This window comes from Variovorax sp. TLI9-5A, assembly GCF_056867935.1.
This window is the reverse complement of record NZ_CP200310.1, coordinates 5,763,788-5,781,006: the sequence shown is the minus strand read 5'-3', so window position 1 is coordinate 5,781,006 and position 17,219 is coordinate 5,763,788. Positions and strand designations below refer to the sequence as shown.

16 protein-coding genes are annotated in these 17,219 nt (G+C 66.2%); 9 read left to right on the top strand and 7 right to left on the bottom strand.

All coding sequences use genetic code 11. The features are described from left to right. Positions 1 to 15: 15 nt before the first annotated feature. The 3 genes from AC1VNX_RS27545 to AC1VNX_RS27535 form a co-directional block, all read right to left on the bottom strand. Entirely contained in the window at positions 16 to 1,374 is a 1,359-nt protein-coding gene (locus AC1VNX_RS27545) for an alpha/beta fold hydrolase (protein ID WP_483160745.1), read from the bottom strand. A 180-nt stretch (positions 1,375 to 1,554) separates the two neighbouring features. Further along, positions 1,555 to 2,670, bottom strand: a complete 1,116-nt coding sequence (locus AC1VNX_RS27540) for an acyl-CoA dehydrogenase family protein (protein WP_483160744.1) — start codon at positions 2,668 to 2,670, stop codon at positions 1,555 to 1,557. 12 nt (positions 2,671 to 2,682) lie between these two features. Further along, positions 2,683 to 3,864: an acyl-CoA dehydrogenase family protein gene (locus AC1VNX_RS27535; RefSeq protein WP_483160743.1), complete on the bottom strand. Its 1,182-nt coding sequence runs from the start codon at positions 3,862 to 3,864 to the stop codon at positions 2,683 to 2,685. A 163-nt stretch (positions 3,865 to 4,027) separates the two neighbouring features. On the opposite strand from AC1VNX_RS27535, the gene purN reads away from it, so the two are divergent. Continuing rightward, positions 4,028 to 4,624, top strand: a complete 597-nt coding sequence (purN, locus tag AC1VNX_RS27530; protein WP_483160742.1) for a phosphoribosylglycinamide formyltransferase — start codon at positions 4,028 to 4,030, stop codon at positions 4,622 to 4,624. A gap of 37 nt (positions 4,625 to 4,661) precedes the next feature. Beyond that, complete coding sequence (locus AC1VNX_RS27525) at positions 4,662 to 4,982, top strand: I78 family peptidase inhibitor (RefSeq protein ID WP_483160741.1); 321 nt, start codon at positions 4,662 to 4,664, stop codon at positions 4,980 to 4,982. Positions 4,983 to 5,051: 69 nt separating this feature from the next. On the opposite strand, the gene AC1VNX_RS27520 is transcribed toward AC1VNX_RS27525, so the two are convergent. Then, positions 5,052 to 5,285, bottom strand: a complete 234-nt coding sequence (locus tag AC1VNX_RS27520; RefSeq protein ID WP_483160740.1) for a DUF1653 domain-containing protein — start codon at positions 5,283 to 5,285, stop codon at positions 5,052 to 5,054. Between the two features lie 53 nt (positions 5,286 to 5,338). Between AC1VNX_RS27520 and AC1VNX_RS27515 the strand changes: the two genes are divergently transcribed. From AC1VNX_RS27515 to AC1VNX_RS27505, 3 genes are all read left to right on the top strand, one after another. Next, the gene (locus AC1VNX_RS27515) at positions 5,339 to 7,192 is read left to right on the top strand and encodes a M48 family metallopeptidase (protein WP_483160739.1); all 1,854 of its coding nucleotides are present in this window, start codon (positions 5,339 to 5,341) and stop codon (positions 7,190 to 7,192) included. 40 nt (positions 7,193 to 7,232) lie between these two features. Further along, positions 7,233 to 8,504, top strand: coding sequence for an RsmB/NOP family class I SAM-dependent RNA methyltransferase (locus tag AC1VNX_RS27510; RefSeq protein ID WP_483160738.1), 1,272 nt, complete (start codon positions 7,233 to 7,235; stop codon positions 8,502 to 8,504). 136 nt (positions 8,505 to 8,640) lie between these two features. Then, entirely contained in the window at positions 8,641 to 9,855 is a 1,215-nt protein-coding gene (locus tag AC1VNX_RS27505; RefSeq protein ID WP_301507236.1) for a DesA family fatty acid desaturase, read from the top strand. 176 nt (positions 9,856 to 10,031) lie between these two features. Here the strand turns inward: AC1VNX_RS27505 and rpmG are convergent, their stop codons facing one another. From rpmG to trxB, 3 genes are all read right to left on the bottom strand, one after another. Then, positions 10,032 to 10,205, bottom strand: coding sequence for a 50S ribosomal protein L33 (rpmG, locus tag AC1VNX_RS27500; RefSeq protein WP_007830291.1), 174 nt, complete (start codon positions 10,203 to 10,205; stop codon positions 10,032 to 10,034). 11 nt (positions 10,206 to 10,216) lie between these two features. Continuing rightward, a complete protein-coding gene (rpmB, locus tag AC1VNX_RS27495) occupies positions 10,217 to 10,450 on the bottom strand; it encodes a 50S ribosomal protein L28 (protein ID WP_019654270.1) in 234 nt (77 codons plus the stop codon). A gap of 171 nt (positions 10,451 to 10,621) precedes the next feature. Beyond that, positions 10,622 to 11,581 carry a thioredoxin-disulfide reductase gene (gene trxB, locus AC1VNX_RS27490; protein ID WP_301507192.1) on the bottom strand — a complete coding sequence of 320 codons (960 nt, stop codon included), beginning with the start codon at positions 11,579 to 11,581 and terminating at the stop codon, positions 10,622 to 10,624. 183 nt (positions 11,582 to 11,764) lie between these two features. Between trxB and AC1VNX_RS27485 the strand changes: the two genes are divergently transcribed. The 4 genes from AC1VNX_RS27485 (at position 11,765) to AC1VNX_RS27470 (ending at position 17,092) form a co-directional block, all read left to right on the top strand. Continuing rightward, positions 11,765 to 12,439 (top strand): Crp/Fnr family transcriptional regulator, encoded by a 675-nt coding sequence (locus AC1VNX_RS27485; protein WP_093123707.1) that lies wholly within the window; start codon positions 11,765 to 11,767, stop codon positions 12,437 to 12,439. A 100-nt stretch (positions 12,440 to 12,539) separates the two neighbouring features. Continuing rightward, positions 12,540 to 14,987: a DNA translocase FtsK gene (locus tag AC1VNX_RS27480; RefSeq protein ID WP_483160737.1), complete on the top strand. Its 2,448-nt coding sequence runs from the start codon at positions 12,540 to 12,542 to the stop codon at positions 14,985 to 14,987. A gap of 154 nt (positions 14,988 to 15,141) precedes the next feature. Beyond that, entirely contained in the window at positions 15,142 to 15,774 is a 633-nt protein-coding gene (lolA, locus tag AC1VNX_RS27475; protein WP_483160736.1) for an outer membrane lipoprotein periplasmic chaperone LolA, read from the top strand. Between the two features lie 25 nt (positions 15,775 to 15,799). Then, entirely contained in the window at positions 15,800 to 17,092 is a 1,293-nt protein-coding gene (locus AC1VNX_RS27470) for a replication-associated recombination protein A (RefSeq protein ID WP_483160735.1), read from the top strand. The last annotated feature ends 127 nt before the right edge of the window (positions 17,093 to 17,219 follow it).

Sequence of the window (17,219 nt, the reverse complement as noted above, 5' to 3'; positions counted from 1 at the left end):
TGCTCCACCTTCGCTTTAGTAAGTCAGTTCGAGCACCGTGACGTGCTCTTTCACCGCCGGCCAGGTCAGGCCGGTGATGCGCTCGCCGTTGAATTCGCCCGTTACCGCGCGCTGCGGCTCGGCGGTCGCCAGGCGCAGCCGCGAACTCGACACGCCCGAGCCCTTGGGCGGTACGCCAGCCGGCGGGGTCTGGCCGTCGAAGCGCATGGTGTCGCGCTGGGCGTCGAAGTAGCCGCGCGGCCGCGTGAAGACGACGACCGCGTTGGCGCTTCCGTCGGCCGGCGTCACGCGCTCGGGGCGCAGGTTCACCACGCTGCTGCTGCGCGGGAACGGGCTGCGGTAGATGTGGGTGGTGCCGTAGCTGGGCGTGGCCAGCACGAATTCGTAGGCTGCGTCGCCGCGTGCCTTGAAGGGCCCCCAGCGGCCGTCGGCGCCGACGGACTTGGTGAAGACCGCTTCGCCGAGCCGCGCGCCGGTGGCGGGGTTGACCGCATAGACAGTCACCGTGGCGCCGTTCAGCGGGAGATTCTCGGTGCCGATCGCGCGGCCGTTGAGCACGACGTTCTCCTCCGGCGCGACTTCGGTGCTGCGCGGCGCCTGCCCGGTCAGGAACTGCCAGGTTGCGGCGAAGGCGGCGGGCGAGAACGAGGTCTCGCGGTGGTCGACGCGCGGCAGCACGACGTTGGTCGCGCCCTTGAGCGCCGGACCGTCGAAGCCGATGTTGGTCGGCTTGCCCGGCGAGCCGATCCACACGCCGTCGGGCTGCGCGTACTTGTCGTTGTTGTCGGAGCGCAGGGTCAGCCATTTCACGCCGGGCGTGACCTCCTCGCCGTTCGGCCCCTTCGGCTCGTTGAGCTGCTGCATGAAGCCCGAGAGCCCCGAGAACTCGTTGTTCTCGCGCAGGCCCTTCACCGCCCAGATGCCGTGCGCCGGGTTGCCGCCCAGCACCACGTGGCTCACTACCGCCGCGCCGCCGCCGTTCTGCACGTAGTTGCGGATGGTGTTGCCGCCGCGCGAGTTGCCGAGCAGCACCACCTTGCTCGCGCCGGTGGCCTTCAGCACCTTCTCGACCTCGGCCTTGAGGAACACCGCCGATTCGCCGGTCGAGCTGCGCCCGGGCTGGGCCACCGCGTCGTCGTCGCGCGCGACCGGGTTGGGCTGGTCGATGGCGAACAGCCGGTCGCGCGGCCAGCCGTTCGACTCGAAGCGCCAGATCGTCGTCTGCCAGAGCGCGGCCGAGTCGCCGTTGCCGTGCATGAACACGATGGGCGGGCGCTCGGTGTAGGAAGGCGTGGGGGAGGTGGCGCAGGCGGTCAGCATCGCGGTGGTGGTTCCTGCGGCCATGGCGACCAGAAGGGAGCGGCGAGTCTGCATGTTTCGTTCCTGGGGTCCTGTATGAGAGTCCAAGTGAAAACGCCCGCCAGCGCGAAGCGGGCGGGCGTTGGATGCTAGCGGAACACCGCGGAACCGGCTTTGCCGGGCCGCTGGTGTTGCCCCCGGTAGGGGGTTGGCGAAGCGACACGAAGTGCGCGCAGCCTGGGGGCGAGCCTTGTCCTAGGCGAAGACGCCGGCGGTGTCCTGCATGCGGGCCGACACTTCGCCCAGGTGGTGCAGCGTATCGCCGAAGACCATTTCCATCTGCGTGAGCTTGCGGAAGTAGTGGCTGCCGATGTATTCGTCGGTCACGCCGATGCCGCCGTGCAGCTGCACCGAGTTGGCGGCGATGTAGCGCATCGACACGCCGAGCTGGTACTTGGCACGCGCCAGCGCCTGGCGGCGCTCGTCGGCCGGGGCGTTGAGCTTGAGCGTGGCGTAGTAGCTCATCGAGCGGGCCAGCTCGAGCTGCATCTTCATGTCGGCGACGCGGTGGCGCAGCGCCTGGAAGCTGGCGATGACCACGCCGAACTGCTTGCGCTGGTTCAGGTACTCGACGGTGAGGTCCACGGTCTTGTCCATCACGCCCACGCCCTCGGCGCAGGTGGCGGCGATGCCGACATCCACCGCGTATTCGAGCGCGGCGAGGCCGTCGAGCGTCACCAGCGTGGCGTCGGCCTTGTCGAACACGACCTCGGCGGCGCGGGAGCCGTCCTGCGTGCCGTAGCCGCGCGCTTCCACGCCGCTGGCGCTGCGCTCGACCAGGAAGAGGGCGATCTTGCCGTCGGCCTTGGCCGGCACCAGGAAGGCATCGGCTTCGTCGCCCACGGGCACCACGCTCTTGGCGCCGGTCAGCGACCAGCCATCGCCAGCCTTGGCGGCATGGGCCTCGCACACGTCGAGGCGATAGCGCGCCTTGCGCTCCTGGTAGGCCAGCACCACGATGGCCTGGCCGCCCGCGATGCGCGGCAGCCAGCTTTCCTTGGTGTCGGCACCGGCATAGCCGCTGAGCACCGCGCCGGCGATCAGCGTCTGCGCGAAGGGCTCCAGCACGATGCCGCGGCCCAGCTCTTCCATGACGACCATGCCGGCCACCGGGCCCATGCCCAGGCCGCCGTCGTCCTCGCTGATGTACAGGCCGCCCAGGCCGAGTTCGGCCAGTTCGTCCCAGGCCTCGCGCGAGAAGCCGCCCTTGGCCTCGATGCCGCGGCGGCGCTCGAAGTCATAGCCCTTGTCGACCCATTTGCGCACGGCGTCGCGCAGCTGTTCCTGGTCGTCGGTGAAATTGAAATCCATGTTCGTGTCTCCTCAGCCCAGAACCGTCTGCGCGACGATGTTGCGTTGCACTTCGTTGCTGCCACCGTAGATGGTGGTCTTACGCATGTTGAAGAAGGTCGACGCCAGCGGCGCGAGCGCCGGGTTGCCGCCAGGAAAATTGCCTTGCCAGCCGGCTTCCATCGCCTCGCGGATCAGCGGCAGCGAGTAGGCACCGCCGGCCAGCATCATCAGTTCGCTGTAGCGCTGCTGGATCTCGCTGCCGCGGATCTTGAGCAGGCCCGCCACGTCCAGCGAGTTCTTGCCCGAGGTGGCGGCCGACAGCACGCGCAGCACCATCATCTCGAGCGCGACGATGTCGACTTCGAGCTTGGCGATCTCGTCGCGGAAGCGCTGGTCTTCGTACACGCCTTCGGACTTCGCGATGCGCTTGAGACGCTCGAGCTCGCGCTTGGCGCGGTTCACGTCGGCGATGTTGGTGCGCTCGTGCGAGAGCAGGTGCTTGGCGTAGGTCCAGCCCTTGTTCTCCTCGCCGATCAGGTTCTCGGCGGGCACCTCGACGTTGTCGAAGAACACTTCGTTGACTTCATGGCCGCCATCGAGCAGCTTGATCGGGCGCACGGTGACGCCGGGCGACTTCATGTCCAGCAGCAGGAAGCTGATGCCGGTCTGGGGCTTGCCGTCGCTGCTGGTGCGAACGAGGTTGAACATCCAGTCGCCATACTGGCCGAGGGTGGTCCAGGTCTTCTGGCCGTTGACGATGTACTTGTCGCCCTTGCGCTCTGCCTTGGTCTTCAGCGATGCGAGGTCGGAGCCCGAACCCGGTTCGCTGTAGCCCTGGCTCCACCAGACTTCGCCGCTGGCGATGCCGGGGAGGAAGCGCTTTTGCTGCTCGGCGTTGCCGAAGGCCATGATGACCGGTGCGACCATCACGGGGCCGAAGGGCACGATGCGCGGCGCGCCGGCCAGCGCGGTTTCTTCCTCGAACAGGTGGCGCTGGACGGCGGTCCAGCCCGGGCCGCCGAATTCCTTCGGCCAGCCGTAGCCCAGCCAGCCTTTCTTGCCGAGGATCTTGGCCCAGCCTTGCAGATCGTCGCGCGTCAGTTCGAGCGCGTTGTGTACCTTGTTCGAAATCTCCTTGGGGAGGTTTTCCTTGACCCAGGCGCGAACCTCTTCGCGGAACTTCTGTTCTTCGGGTGTGAAGCTCAAATCCATGCGTGCCTCGCTGTGTTGATCGGTTCACCGCAGACGCGGTTTGTCTCCGGAGCCACGAGTTTTAGCACGGTCGTGCTGTGATGCGGTGTCCGCGCCGCGACAAGCACGGGGTGCAGTGCCCGTGGCGGACGCCGGATGCCGGGCACGGATAATCCCGCCTCCCATGAAGAACATCGTGATCCTGATCTCCGGCGGCGGCTCCAACATGGAGGCCATCGTGCGCGCCGCCGGGCGCGACCGCTGGGCCGAGCGCTTCGGCGCGCGCATCGCCGCCGTGGTGAGCAACAAGGCCGAGGCCGGCGGGCTGGCGATTGCCAGGGCCCAGGGCATCGACACCGCGGTAGTTCCGCACAAGGATTTCGCCACCCGCGAGGCCTTCGACGAGGCGCTGGCGAAGGTGGTCGACGGCCATGCGCCGGCGCTGGTGGTGCTGGCGGGGTTCATGCGCATCCTGACGCCGGGTTTCGTCAACCGCTATGCCGGCCGGCTGGTGAACATCCATCCTTCGCTGCTGCCGGCATTTCCGGGGCTGAACACGCACCAGCGCGCCATCGAGGCGGGCTGCAAAGTGGCGGGCGTGACGGTGCACCAGGTAACAACTGAACTGGATCACGGGCCGATCCTGGCGCAGGCCGTCGTGCCGGTGCTGCCGGACGACACGGCCGCCACGCTGGCCGGACGGGTGCTCGCGCAGGAGCATCTGTTGTATCCGCGTGCCATCGCCGGCTGGCTGTCGGATACATCGCGTCACAATGAGTAAAGTTGTTTATATTCGCGGGTTTTCGGGAGTCCAGAAAGTGAAGAACCAATCGTTGTTGCTGGCGCTTGCCGGCGCCGCCCTGGTGGCGGGCTGTGCTGCTCCGGCGCCCGCGCCAGCCCCCGCCGCGCCTCCTGCTGCGCCGCCGGAGCCGGTGTATCAGTGCAATGCGGACGGCGCCCGTTTTGCCGTCGGCCAGCCGTTGACGCCCCAGCTCGAAGCCGCGGCCCGCGTGCGTTCGGGCGCCGGCACTGTGCGCGTGCTGAAGCCGGGCGAGGTGACGACGATGGAACTCAATGGCGGGCGGCTCAATCTCGATGTCGATGCCCGCAACCGCGTGACGGAAGTCCGCTGCGGCTGACCTCATTCGGGTTGCTGCGAAAAAGGTAGCAACCCACCCAGGCAGGACGGGCTTGCGCAGCCTGACTGGCTAGATCGGTGTGAATCTTCTGCGGACCGTGCCGTCTATCTCGATGGTTTCGCCGAACATGGCGGCCGGCCGGACCCAGAGGCCGTGTGCGCCGTACAGGGCCCGGTACAGCGTCATCGGCTCCAGCGTCTCGCTGTGGCGCACGGTGCCGAGCACTTCGTATTCACCGCCCTTGTAGTGGCGGTAGCGCCCGGGGGGCGTTTCGATCAGGGGAGGGAGGTCTTCGTCGTTCAACGGCGGCTTGCCTTTCTTCAAAAAACTGGCGGGCTTGATTTGACTGGAGTCGGATGGATCGCGCTGATTTTGTTCACCTGGTTCGACTGAGCGAGCATGCCAGTGCGGACGACAGCGCGCGCTACCGGCGCAGCGTCGCGGCCTTTGCCGCGCTCGGCTACCTGTGGGTGCTGGGCTGCCTCGGGCTGTCGGTGGGCATCATCGCCTGGGTGCTTTCCTCGATCGGGGAAGAGCGCTTCAACTTCACGCGCGGCTGGCTGCTGCTGTTCGGCCTGGGGCTCCTGTGGGCCACGCTGCGCGCGCTGTGGGTGCGCTTCGACGAGCCCGAGGGTGTCGAGCTCCGCCGGGAAGACGCTCCGGCGCTCTTCGAGGCGCTCGACCGCATCCGCGCCCGGATCAAGGGACCGCCGGTCCACCACGTCTACCTCGATGACGACTTCAACGCCAGCATCCGGCAGGTGCCGCGCTTCGGCCTGTTCGGCGGCGCCGTCAATTCGCTGAGCATCGGACTGCCGTTGCTGATGATGCTCGACCGGCGGCGGCTGCTGTCGGTGCTGGCCCACGAATACGGCCACCTGCGTGGCAACCACGGCCAGCTGAGCGCGTGGATCTACCGCACCCGCCTGTCCTGGCTCAAGCTGGACGCCAGCCTGCAGCGAAACGAGGGCGTGATGGCGCTGTTCTCGCAGGCTTTCTTCCGCTGGTACTTTCCGCGCTTCGCGGCCAAGACCTTCGCGCTGGCCCGCCAGGACGAATACGAGGCCGATCGCATCTCGGGCCGGCTGCTGGGCGCATCCGTGGCTGCGGCCGCGCTGACCGAGATCGCGATCAAGGGTAACTGGTACGCCAACGAGTTCTGGCCCTGGCACTGGGCTCGCGCCGAGCACGAGCCGATGCCGCCGGGTCCCTTCGAGGCGTTGCGCAAGCGGGTGCGCACGCCTCCCGACGACGATTTCGCGCGCCAGGCGCTGCGCGAGGCGATGCGCCGTGTGAGCGACCTGGAAGACACCCATCCGGTGCTGCGCGATCGGCTGGAGGCGCTGGAGCAGAAGGCGGTCATGCCCGAGTGGTCGATGCGCCCGGCGCTCGAAATGCTGGTCGACCGCAAGAAATGGATCGCGCATTTCGACAGCCAGTGGCGCCGCGCCCATGCCGCAGACTGGAAGCAGCACCACGCGCACCGTTCGCGCATCCGCGAGCGCATTGCGGTGCTGGCGGCGCGCGGCGAGCGCAACACGCCGGACGAAATGGTCGAGTGGGCCGACTCCGAGCGGCGGCTCGACCCATCGGCTCCCGTGCGCGTGCGCTACGAGAGCGCGCTGCAGATTGCTCCCGAGCATCCCGGCGCACTGCGCGGACTGGCCCAGATGCTGCCGGCAAGCGACCGCGAAGCGCGGCTTGCGGTGCTCGAGCGCCTGCATGGCTCCGGCGCGGCCAGCCGGTGGTGGGCGGCCAAGAGCGCCGTCGCCTCGCTCGAGGACCCGGACTCGGGGCCGCACGACGAAGAGGCCCTGAAGCTGTGGCGCGGCCGTCTCAAGGAGGCGGAGGAGGCGGAGGCGCGTGCCTGGGAGGAGATCACCGGCACGCCGTTCTTCAGCCAGATTTCGCGTCACGACCTCAACGACTACGAACTGGGCGAGCTGCGGGCCGACCTCGTGCGCTGCCTGCCCGCGTCCCGGGCCTGGCTGGTGCGCAAGATCCTGCGCGAATTTCCGTGGCGGCGGGCCTACATCGTGTTCGTCGAGCTGCCGGGGCTCGACGACGAGGATCGCTGGAATCTCTGCCGCCAGCTGGAGCAGACGCTCACGCTGCCAGGCGCCGCGCTGGTGCTGTGGGCCGGCCATTCGCCGAAGCTGGAAGACATCGAGCGCGAGGCTTTCGGAGCGGTCTGGGTGCGCGACGCTTAGGTTTTCGGGCCGGGTTCCCCGCGGCTGAGACAATCGGGGGATGCATCCCAAAGCCCTGTTGGAGGCGACCGCCGATCTGGTCGGCCTCGTCCTGAAGTTCGATCATCCTGCCGACCAGGTCGTGTCGCGGTTCTTCCGCGACCACCGCGAGTTCGGCCCGCGCGAGCGTGCGACGCTTGCCGAAACCGTCTACACCGTGCTTCGCAAGAAGCTGCTTTTCGACCACCTCTCGCCCTCTGGCAGCGGCTCGAAGGAGCGCCGGATGGCGATCCTGGGCTTCCATGGCCCGCGCGATTTCCTGAAAAGCGCGCTCAACGACACCGAGAAGCGCTGGCTCGACAACTGCGACGCCGTGAAGCCCGACGACCTGCTGGAGCGCCATCGCCACAACCTCCCCGAGTGGCTGGCGGCGCCGCTGAAGGCGCAGCTCGGCGACGGCTTCTGGCCGCTGGTCGAGGCCCTGCAGCAGCCCGCGCCGCTCGATCTGCGCGTCAATGCGCTGACCGACAAGCGCGCGGATGTGAAGGCGGAGCTTGCGCTGGCTGCTATCAAATCGGAAGCGACGCCGTTTTCGCCCTGGGGCCTGCGCATCGACGGCAAGCCTGCGCTGACCAAGCTGGATGCCTTTGCCCGCGGCGCCATCGAGGTGCAGGACGAGGGCTCGCAACTGCTGGCTCTGCTGCTGGATGCCAAGCGCGGCGAGATGGTGGTCGATTTCTGCGCCGGCGCCGGCGGCAAGACGCTGGCCATCGGCGCCACGATGCGCAACACCGGCCGGCTCTATGCCTTCGACACCTCTGCGCACCGGCTGGACGCGCTCAAGCCGCGTCTGGCGCGCAGCAAGCTGTCGAACGTGCATCCGGCCGCCATCGCCCACGAGCGCGACGACCGGATCAAGCGTCTGGCGGGCAAGATCGACCGCGTGCTGGTCGACGCGCCCTGTTCGGGGCTGGGTACGCTGCGGCGCAATCCGGATCTGAAATGGCGGCAGTCGCCCAAGTCGGTGGAGGAATTGACGGTCAAGCAGACGGCCATCCTGCAGAGCGCCGCGCGGCTGGTGAAGTCGGGCGGGCGTCTGGTTTACGCCACCTGCAGCGTGCTGCCGGAGGAAAACGAGGTGATCGCCGAGGCTTTCAGCGCCGCCAATCCTGATTTCGTGCCGGTGGATGTGGCGGAATTGCTGCAGGGGCTCAAGATCGAGGGATTCGAGGCGCTGTGTGCCGGCGGGGAGGGCGCCAGGCGCTATCTGCGGCTGTGGCCGCACCTCCATTCGACCGACGGTTTCTTTGCCGCGGCCTGGAACCGGAAATAGAGGACGGACTCCAAACTAGGGTTAATCTGCGATTTTCGTGAAGGTTTAAAGGGGTTGTTTTAGGCCCTCGGACCTTAAAATCGGGGGTTATCTGAAGACCGCACCTTCGTGCGGCCATGATGGAGTACCTGACTCAATGTTGCTTCCTGACTCCGCCGTTCTGAATGCGGCCATCCAATGGCTCGGACACGGCCTGTGGGACCTCGCATGGTGGCAAGTCGTGCTGTACACGCTCGCCACCACGCACATCACGATTGCCGCGGTCACGATCTTCCTGCACCGCACGCAAACGCACCGGGCCATGGATCTGGGCCCGATCCCGTCGCATTTCTTCCGCTTCTGGCTCTGGATCGGCACCGGCATGGTGACGAAGGAGTGGGTCGCGATCCACCGCAAGCACCACGCCAAGTGCGAAACCCAGGACGACCCGCATAGCCCGCAGGTCAAGGGCATCGAAGAAGTGCTCTGGCGCGGCGCCGAGCTGTATCGCGCCGAATCGAAGAACAAGGAAACGATGGAGCGCTACGGTCACGGCACGCCCGATGACTGGATCGAGCGCAACCTGTATTCGCGCTACAGCTGGCAGGGCGTCGGCCTGATGCTGGTTCTGAACCTGGCGCTGTTCGGCACGCTCGGCATGGCCGTGTGGGCTGTGCAGATGCTCTGGATCCCGATCACCGCCGCCGGTGTGATCAACGGTATCGGCCACTACTGGGGCTATCGCAACTTCGAGGCGCCCGACGCCAGCCGCAACATCATGCCCTGGGGGCTGATCATCGGCGGCGAAGAGTTGCACAACAACCACCACACGTACCCGACCTCGGCCAAGTTCTCGGTCAAGAAGTACGAGTTCGACATCGGCTGGATCTATATCCAGGCGCTGCAGAAGCTGGGCTGGGCCAAGGTCAAGAAGGTGCCGCCGAAGATGCTGATGGGCGACATCCAGCCCGTGGCCAACGAGAAGACGCTCGAGGCCGTCATCGCCAATCGCTACGAAGTCATGGCCGGTTATGCGCGCGAAATGCGCCGTGCCACCAGCCAGGAACTGGAGACGCTGAAGACCAAGGGTGCAGACCTGTCTGTGCTCAAGGCCGCCAAGCGCTGGCTGCATCGCGACGACGACAAGGTGCCTGCCTCGGCCCGCTCGCACGTGGTGCAGGCCCGTGCCGCGCATCCGGTGCTCGACAAGATGGTCACGATGCGCGAAGAACTGCGCCAGCTGTGGCTCAACACCTCGCAGTCGCGCGAGCAACTGGCGGCCGATCTGGCGGCTTGGTGCCATCGTGCGGAAGCCAGCGGCATTGCTGGCTTGCGCGACTTCTCGACCCGCCTGCGCGCTGCCCGCGCCTGACGAGAAAAAAGGGCTTGTCCCTGAATGAAAGCCGGCCTGGGGCCGGCTTTTTTATGCCCGTCGTTTTCGCATGGTGCCAAATGCTCAATAAGAACGCGAAGCGAAATAGATGGGATGGGCAATAAAAAACCCGCTGTGTTTGCAGCGGGTTTTTTATTTGGAGAAACCGGGCCGAATTACTTCAGCTTGATTTCCTTGTATTCGACGTGCTTGCGCGCCTTGGGGTCGAACTTCATGATCGACATCTTTTCAGGCATCGTCTTCTTGTTCTTGCTGGTCGTGTAGAAGTGGCCGGTACCCGCGGTGGATTCCAGCTTGATCTTTTCGCGTCCGCCTTTGCTCGTTGCCATGATTCAGCTCCTTAGGCTTGGCCGCGTGCACGCAGGTCTGCGAGCACGGAGTCGATACCGTTCTTGTCGATCAGGCGCAGCGCGGCGCTCGAAACACGCAGGCGAACCCAGCGGTTTTCACTTTCGACCCAGAAACGGCGGTATTGCAGGTTCGGCAGGAACCGGCGCTTGGTTTTGTTGTTGGCGTGGGAAACGTTGTTTCCGACCATCGGGCCCTTGCCCGTTACGTCGCATACGCGTGCCATGAGGACACTCTTTCTTGAACAGCTGGCACCGGTGTAATCAGGGCGATCGCAGGTGTTTTGCAGCTTGACCTCGCCAGAAAACGGGTGGCGGTACCCCGGCTTCGCCGCGACCCGTGAGAGGGCCGTGTTTCGGCAAAGCCTCGGATTATAGCCCTTTTGAGCGCCCGCCGGTTACAGCGTGCCGTCCTGCTCCAGGAAGCGCTGTGCGTCGAGTGCAGCCATGCAGCCGGTGCCGGCGCTGGTGATGGCCTGGCGGTAGACGTTGTCCTGCACGTCGCCGGCGGCGAAAACGCCCGGAATGCTGGTCATCGTGGCGAAGCCCTGCAGTCCGGAGCGGGTCAGGATGTAGTTGTCCTTCATCTCCAGCTGGCCCTGGAAGATGTCGGTGTTGGGGTGATGCCCGATGGCGATGAAGCAGCCCTTGAGGTCGATCTGCTCGGTGGCGCCGGTCTGCGTGTTCTTGATGCGGATGCCCGTCACGCCCGTGTCGTCGCCCAGCACCTGGTCGAGTTCGTTGTGCAGCTTCAGCACGATCTTGCCCTCGGCGACCTTCTCCTTGACCTTGTCGATCAGGATCGGCTCGGCGCGGAACTTGTCGCGGCGATGAACCAGCGTGACCTTGTTCGCGATGTTCGCGAGATAGAGCGCTTCCTCGACGGCCGTGTTGCCGCCGCCGATCACGCAGACTTCCTGCTCGCGGTAGAAGAAGCCGTCGCAGGTCGCGCATGCGGAAACGCCGCGGCCCATGAACTTCTGTTCGGAGTCGAGGCCCAGGTACTTCGCGGAAGCGCCGGTGGCGATGATCAGCGAGTCGCAGGTGTAGGTGCCGCTGTCGCCGGTGAGGGTGAAGGGGCGCTTGCTCAGGTCGACCTTGTTGATGTGGTCGAACACGATCTGCGTCTTGAAGCGTTCCGCATGCTCGAGGAAGCGCTGCATGAGGTCGGGGCCTTGCACGCCGTGGACGTCGGCCGGCCAGTTGTCGACCTCGGTGGTGGTCATCAACTGTCCGCCCTGGGCGATGCCGGTGATGAGCAGGGGCTGCAGATTTGCGCGTGCCGCATAGACGGCGGCGGTATAGCCGGCGGGGCCTGAGCCCAGAATCAAAACCTTGGCGTGTTGGGGAGCGGACATGAGTAGAAAACCTAGGATGGACGCTGCTTCAGCGTGTACATTTTCAGGGTGGTAGCGATATATATGGAGTATCACTGCCCGGTTCAACACCGGGTAAACGGTGTTTTCAATGCGCGCGATTGTAGTAATCCATCGGCTTGCTGCTTTCTGGATTGCTCCGCCCGCTGTCTCAGGGATTGATAAATGTCGATGCTGTCCAACCTCGAATTGCTTCGGCGCGTTCCATTGTTCGCGTCGTTGACGGCCACGCAGTCCGCTAGCATCGCGGATGCGATCATAAAAAAGCGCTTCAAGCGCGCGGAAGTCGTTGTGGAGCAGGGCAAGAAGTCCGATGCGCTCTACATCATCCTGACCGGGCGTGCGCGCGTCACCAGCGCCGACAGCCGCGGGCGCGAGGTCATCCTCGCCACCCTGCACCCCGGCGACTACCTGGGCGAGATGAGCCTGATCGACGACGAACCGCATTCGGCCACCGTGCGCACCGAGATCCAGTGCGACGTGCTCATGCTGGGCCGCGACGCCTTCGCGCGCTGCCTGCCCGAGAACTCTTCGATGGCCTACAACATCATGCGAGGCCTCGTGCAGCGCCTGCGCCATGCCGACCGCAAGATCGAGTCGCTGGCGCTGATGGACGTCTACGGGCGCGTGGCCCGCTCGCTGCTCGAATTCGCCATAGAGGACGGCGCCGGCAATCTCAAGGTGCGCGACAAGATATCCCGCCAGGACCTGGCCAAGATGGTCGGAGCCTCGCGCGAAATGGTGAGCCGCGTGATGAAGGATCTCGAAGAGCGCGGTTTCGTCCAGACGCAGGAAGACGGATCGATGATCGTCAAGGAACGGCTCCTGTCGCTGGCCTGAGCCTCCAGGGCCGGGGCCGCCGTTACCGGCGGCCCCGGCCTTTTGTTGTAGTGTTCGTGCATCCGGCCCCTGTTCTTCGAGGCCGGGAGCCGTGTTTTTCATGACCTATTCGCTGAATACGCTTCAATCTTCTTCTGCCGTCGAAGGGCAACCGGTGCGCGTGCGCGCCATGCGCTTCGCCCACGAGATCACGCTGATCGCAGGATTCGCAGCGCTGCTGTTCTGGCTGCTCTCGATGCTGAGCTTCACGCCCTCCGACGCCGCCTGGTCCACATCGGGCACCGGGGGCGAAATCAAGAACTGGGGCGGCCGCATCGGCGCCTGGCTCGCTGACGGCAGCTACTACGCCGCCGGCTACTCCGTCTGGTGGTGCCTCTTCGCCGGGCTGCGCGCCTGGCTCTCGTCGCTCGCCAACTGGCTGCGCGGCGGCGAGCATTCGGCCGCCGAGCAGGCCGCGCCGCGCGGGCGCTTCAACCGCAGCCGCCTTGCGTTCTGGCTCGGCCTGATCCTGCTGCTCTGCGCAAGCACCGTGCTCGAGTGGTCGCGCCTGTACCGGCTCGAAGCCCACCTGCCCGGCTCCGGCGGCGGCGCGCTGGGTTATCTGGTCGGGCCGGCCAGCGTGCGCTGGATGGGTTTCACCGGATCGGCGCTGGTTGCCATCGCCGGCGGCGTGATCGGCTCCGCGCTCGTGTTCCGCTTCTCCTGGAGCCTGATCGCCGAGCGCATCGGCGCACGCTTCTATTCGCTCTTCGAGTCGCGCCGCGAAAAGCGCGAACTCGCTGCCGACATCGCCATGGGCAAGCAGGCCGCCCGCGAGCGCGCCGAAGCCGATGAGCCCGCCTTCACGCGCGGCGACACCGACTCCGGCCGCTCCGAGCCCTCGCTGGCGCCATCGTCCGGTGCCTTTTCGGGCGGCGGCGACGACGACGAACTCCACATCGAGCCGCGTCCCAAGCGCCGCCCGCCATCGCCGCCGGTGCAGATCGAGCCCGCGATGACCGAGGTGCCCCGCAGCGACCGCGTCGTCAAGGAACGCCAGAAGCCGCTCTTCAAGGAACTGCCCGACAGCAAGCTGCCGCAGGTCGACCTGCTCGATCCCGCGCAGGCGCGCCAGGAAACGGTGTCGGCCGACACGCTCGAGATGACCTCGCGCATGATCGAGAAGAAGCTGAAGGACTTCGGCGTCGAGGTGCGCGTGGTGCTGGCCTCGCCGGGCCCCGTCATCACGCGCTACGAAATCGAGCCCGCCACCGGCGTCAAGGGCTCGCAGATCGTCAACCTCGCGAAGGACCTGGCGCGCTCGCTCTCGCTGGTGTCGATCCGCGTGGTCGAGACCATCCCGGGCAAGAACTACATGGCGCTCGAACTGCCGAACGCCAAGCGCCAGTCGATCAAGCTCAGCGAAATCCTGGGCTCGCAGGTCTACAACGAAGGCAAGTCGATGCTCACCATGGGCCTCGGCAAGGACATCATCGGCAACCCGGTGGTGGCCGACCTCGCGAAGATGCCGCACGTGCTGGTGGCCGGTACCACCGGCTCGGGCAAGTCGGTGGGTATCAACGCGATGATCCTGTCGCTGCTCTACAAGGCCGAGGCGCGCGACGTGCGCCTGCTCATGATCGACCCGAAGATGCTCGAAATGTCGGTCTACGAGGGCATCCCGCACCTGCTGGCGCCCGTGGTCACCGACATGCGCCAGGCCGCGCACGGCCTGAACTGGTGCGTGGCCGAGATGGAGCGCCGCTACAAGCTCATGAGCAAGCTCGGCGTGCGCAACCTGGCCGGCTACAACACCAAGATCGACGAAGCCAAGGCGCGCGAGGAGTTCATCTACAACCCCTTCAGCCTCACGCCCGACGACCCCGAGCCGCTCAAGCGCGAGCCGCACATCGTCGTGGTCATCGACGAGCTGGCCGACCTGATGATGGTGGTCGGCAAGAAGATCGAAGAGCTGATCGCCCGCCTCGCGCAGAAGGCGCGCGCCGCCGGCATCCACCTGATTCTGGCCACGCAGCGCCCAAGCGTCGACGTGATCACCGGCCTGATCAAGGCCAACATCCCGACCCGCATCGCCTTCCAGGTGTCGAGCAAGATCGACAGCCGCACCATCCTCGACCAGATGGGCGCCGAGGCGCTGCTCGGCATGGGCGACATGCTCTACATGCCCAGCGGTACCGGCCTGCCGATCCGCGTGCACGGCGCCTTCGTCAGCGATGACGAGGTGCACCGCGTGGTGGCCTACCTCAAGAGCCAGGGCGAGCCCGACTACATCGAAGGCGTGCTCGAAGGCGGCACGGTCGATGGCGACGGTGATGGCGACCTGCTCGGCGGCGGTGGCGACGGCGAGAAAGACCCGATGTACGACCAGGCGGTCGAGGTGGTGCTCAAGAACCGCAAGGCCAGCATCTCGCTGGTGCAGCGCCATCTGAAGATCGGCTACAACCGCGCCGCGCGCCTCGTCGAGGACATGGAAAAGGCCGGCCTGGTCAGCGCCATGAGCGGCAGCGGCCAGCGCGAGATCCTGGTGCCGGCGCGCGCGGCCGAATGATCATCCGCAGCCGGGGCATCCGCGTTACGTGCTGAAAGGCAATTTGCAAAAGCGCCTCGCGGCATTGCAAATCTTCATCAAGGCCTACACCTGCCGCAATTCGCGGCGGGTAGGGTCGAAAGCCTGATGCCACAGCCATTCAGAGGAATCCAAATTGAAATTGCGTCATTGGCTACTGATCGGCCTGCTGAGTTCCGCCAACGCCTGGGCCGGCGGGCTCGACAGCCTTGAGAGCTTCGTGAAGACGGTGAAGTCCGGCCGCGCCGACTTCACCCAGACCGTCACAGCCCCCGCACGCGAGGGGCAACCCGGCCGCAGCAAGACTTCGACCGGCACCTTCGAATTCCAGCGCCCCGGCAAATTCAAGTTCGACTACCAGAAGCCCTTTGCGCAGAGCATCGTGGCCGACGGCAAGACGCTGTGGCTTTACGACGCCGACCTGAACCAGGTCACGCAGCGCGCGCAGGCACAGGCGCTGGGCTCCACGCCCGCGGCGCTGATCGCCGCGGCGCCCGACCTGAAGGCGCTGCAGGCCGACTTCACGCTCGAGTCCGCGTCCGACCGCGACGGCCTGCAGTGGGTCAAGGCCACGCCGAAGAACAAGGACGGCCAGCTGCAGAGCGTGCAGGTCGGCTTTCAGGGCGATGCGCTGGCTGCGCTCGAGATCCTCGACAGCTTCGGCCAGCGCTCTGTGCTCAAGTTCAGCAAGGTCGAAGTGAATCCTTCGCTGCCGGCCAGCGTGTTCGACTTCAAGCCGCCGGCCGGCGCGGACGTCGTCAAGCAATAAGCAAGCAGCAAGCAAGCTCACCGGATTGGCCTCCACCGCCCACCAGCCCCTCGCCGAGCGCCTGCGTCCCAAGACATTGGGCGAGGTGATCGGCCAGCAGCACCTGCTCGGCCCGGGCATGCCGTTGCGCATCGCCTTCGAATCGGGCCAGCCGCATTCCTGCATCCTCTGGGGGCCGCCTGGCACGGGCAAGACCACCATCGCGCGCCTGATGGCCGATGCCTTCGATGCGCAGTTCCTGAGCATCAGCGCGGTGCTCGGCGGCGTGAAGGACATCCGCGAGGCGGTCGAGCGCGCCACCGCCGCGCGCGACGGGCTGACGCAGCAGCGCACCATCGTCTTCGTCGACGAGGTGCACCGCTTCAACAAGAGCCAGCAGGACGCCTTCCTGCCGCATGTCGAGTCGGGCCTCTTCACCTTCATTGGCGCGACCACCGAGAACCCCTCGTTCGAGGTCAACTCCGCGTTGCTGTCGCGTGCGGCCGTCTACGTGCTGCAGTCGCTCGACGAGGGCAACCTCAAGCAGATCGTGGCGCGGGCGCAGGCGATACAGGCGGTGCCCGCCATCGACGACACCGCGGTCGACCGCCTCGTGGCCTATGCCGACGGCGATGCCCGAAGGCTGCTCAACACGCTCGAGACCCTGGCGGTCGCGGCGCGCGCCGAGAAGCTCGACCACATCACCGACGAATGGCTGCTGCGCGTGCTTGGCGAGCGCATGCGCCGCTACGACAAGGGCGGCGAGCAGTTCTACGACACCATCAGCGCACTGCACAAGTCGGTGCGCGGCAGCGACCCCGATGCTGCGCTCTACTGGTTCGTGCGCATGCTCGATGGCGGTGCCGATCCGCGCTACATGGCGCGCCGGTTGGTGCGCATGGCCAGCGAAGACATCGGCCTGGCCGATCCGCGTGCATTGCGCCTCGCGCTCGACGCGGCAGAGGTCTATGAGCGACTGGGTACCCCGGAGGGCGAACTGGCGCTGGCCGAGTGCGTGGTCTACCTCGCGATCGCGCCCAAGTCGAACGCCGTCTACAAGGCCTACAACGCGGTGCGCGCCCTCGTGAAGACCGACAGCACGCGCCCGGTGCCCATGCACCTGCGCAATGCGCCGACCAGGCTCATGAAGGAGCTCGACTACGGCAAGGGTTACCGCTATGCGCACGACGAGGAGGGCGGTTTCGCCGCCGGCGAGCGCTACCTTCCAGATGGCTTGCAGGGTCAGGTCTTCTACGAACCGGTGGAGCGTGGACTCGAAATCCGCATCGCGGAAAAGCTGCGCGAACTGCGTCGTCGCAACGACGAAGCCAAGGGCTGATACAGCTGTCTATACCCTGTTGCACCATGTGCGCAAAGCGTGCATGACCCCACGCGCATACAGCATGACGTGAGCGGGTAAACCCCGGTCCGCGCGCACCAAATCAGCGCTGGTGCGTGACTACAAT

Coding starts and splice junctions, on each gene's coding strand:
- AC1VNX_RS27545 (WP_483160745.1), bottom strand. CDS start 1,374: ATGCAGACTCGCCGCTCCCTTCTGGTCGCCATGGCCGCAGGAACCACC.
- AC1VNX_RS27540 (WP_483160744.1), bottom strand. CDS start 2,670: ATGGATTTCAATTTCACCGACGACCAGGAACAGCTGCGCGACGCCGTG.
- AC1VNX_RS27535 (WP_483160743.1), bottom strand. CDS start 3,864: ATGGATTTGAGCTTCACACCCGAAGAACAGAAGTTCCGCGAAGAGGTT.
- purN (WP_483160742.1), top strand. CDS start 4,028: ATGAAGAACATCGTGATCCTGATCTCCGGCGGCGGCTCCAACATGGAG.
- AC1VNX_RS27515 (WP_483160739.1), top strand. CDS start 5,339: ATGGATCGCGCTGATTTTGTTCACCTGGTTCGACTGAGCGAGCATGCC.
- AC1VNX_RS27510 (WP_483160738.1), top strand. CDS start 7,233: ATGCATCCCAAAGCCCTGTTGGAGGCGACCGCCGATCTGGTCGGCCTC.
- AC1VNX_RS27505 (WP_301507236.1), top strand. CDS start 8,641: ATGTTGCTTCCTGACTCCGCCGTTCTGAATGCGGCCATCCAATGGCTC.
- rpmG (WP_007830291.1), bottom strand. CDS start 10,205: ATGGCAACGAGCAAAGGCGGACGCGAAAAGATCAAGCTGGAATCCACC.
- rpmB (WP_019654270.1), bottom strand. CDS start 10,450: ATGGCACGCGTATGCGACGTAACGGGCAAGGGCCCGATGGTCGGAAAC.
- trxB (WP_301507192.1), bottom strand. CDS start 11,581: ATGTCCGCTCCCCAACACGCCAAGGTTTTGATTCTGGGCTCAGGCCCC.
- AC1VNX_RS27485 (WP_093123707.1), top strand. CDS start 11,765: ATGTCGATGCTGTCCAACCTCGAATTGCTTCGGCGCGTTCCATTGTTC.
- AC1VNX_RS27480 (WP_483160737.1), top strand. CDS start 12,540: ATGACCTATTCGCTGAATACGCTTCAATCTTCTTCTGCCGTCGAAGGG.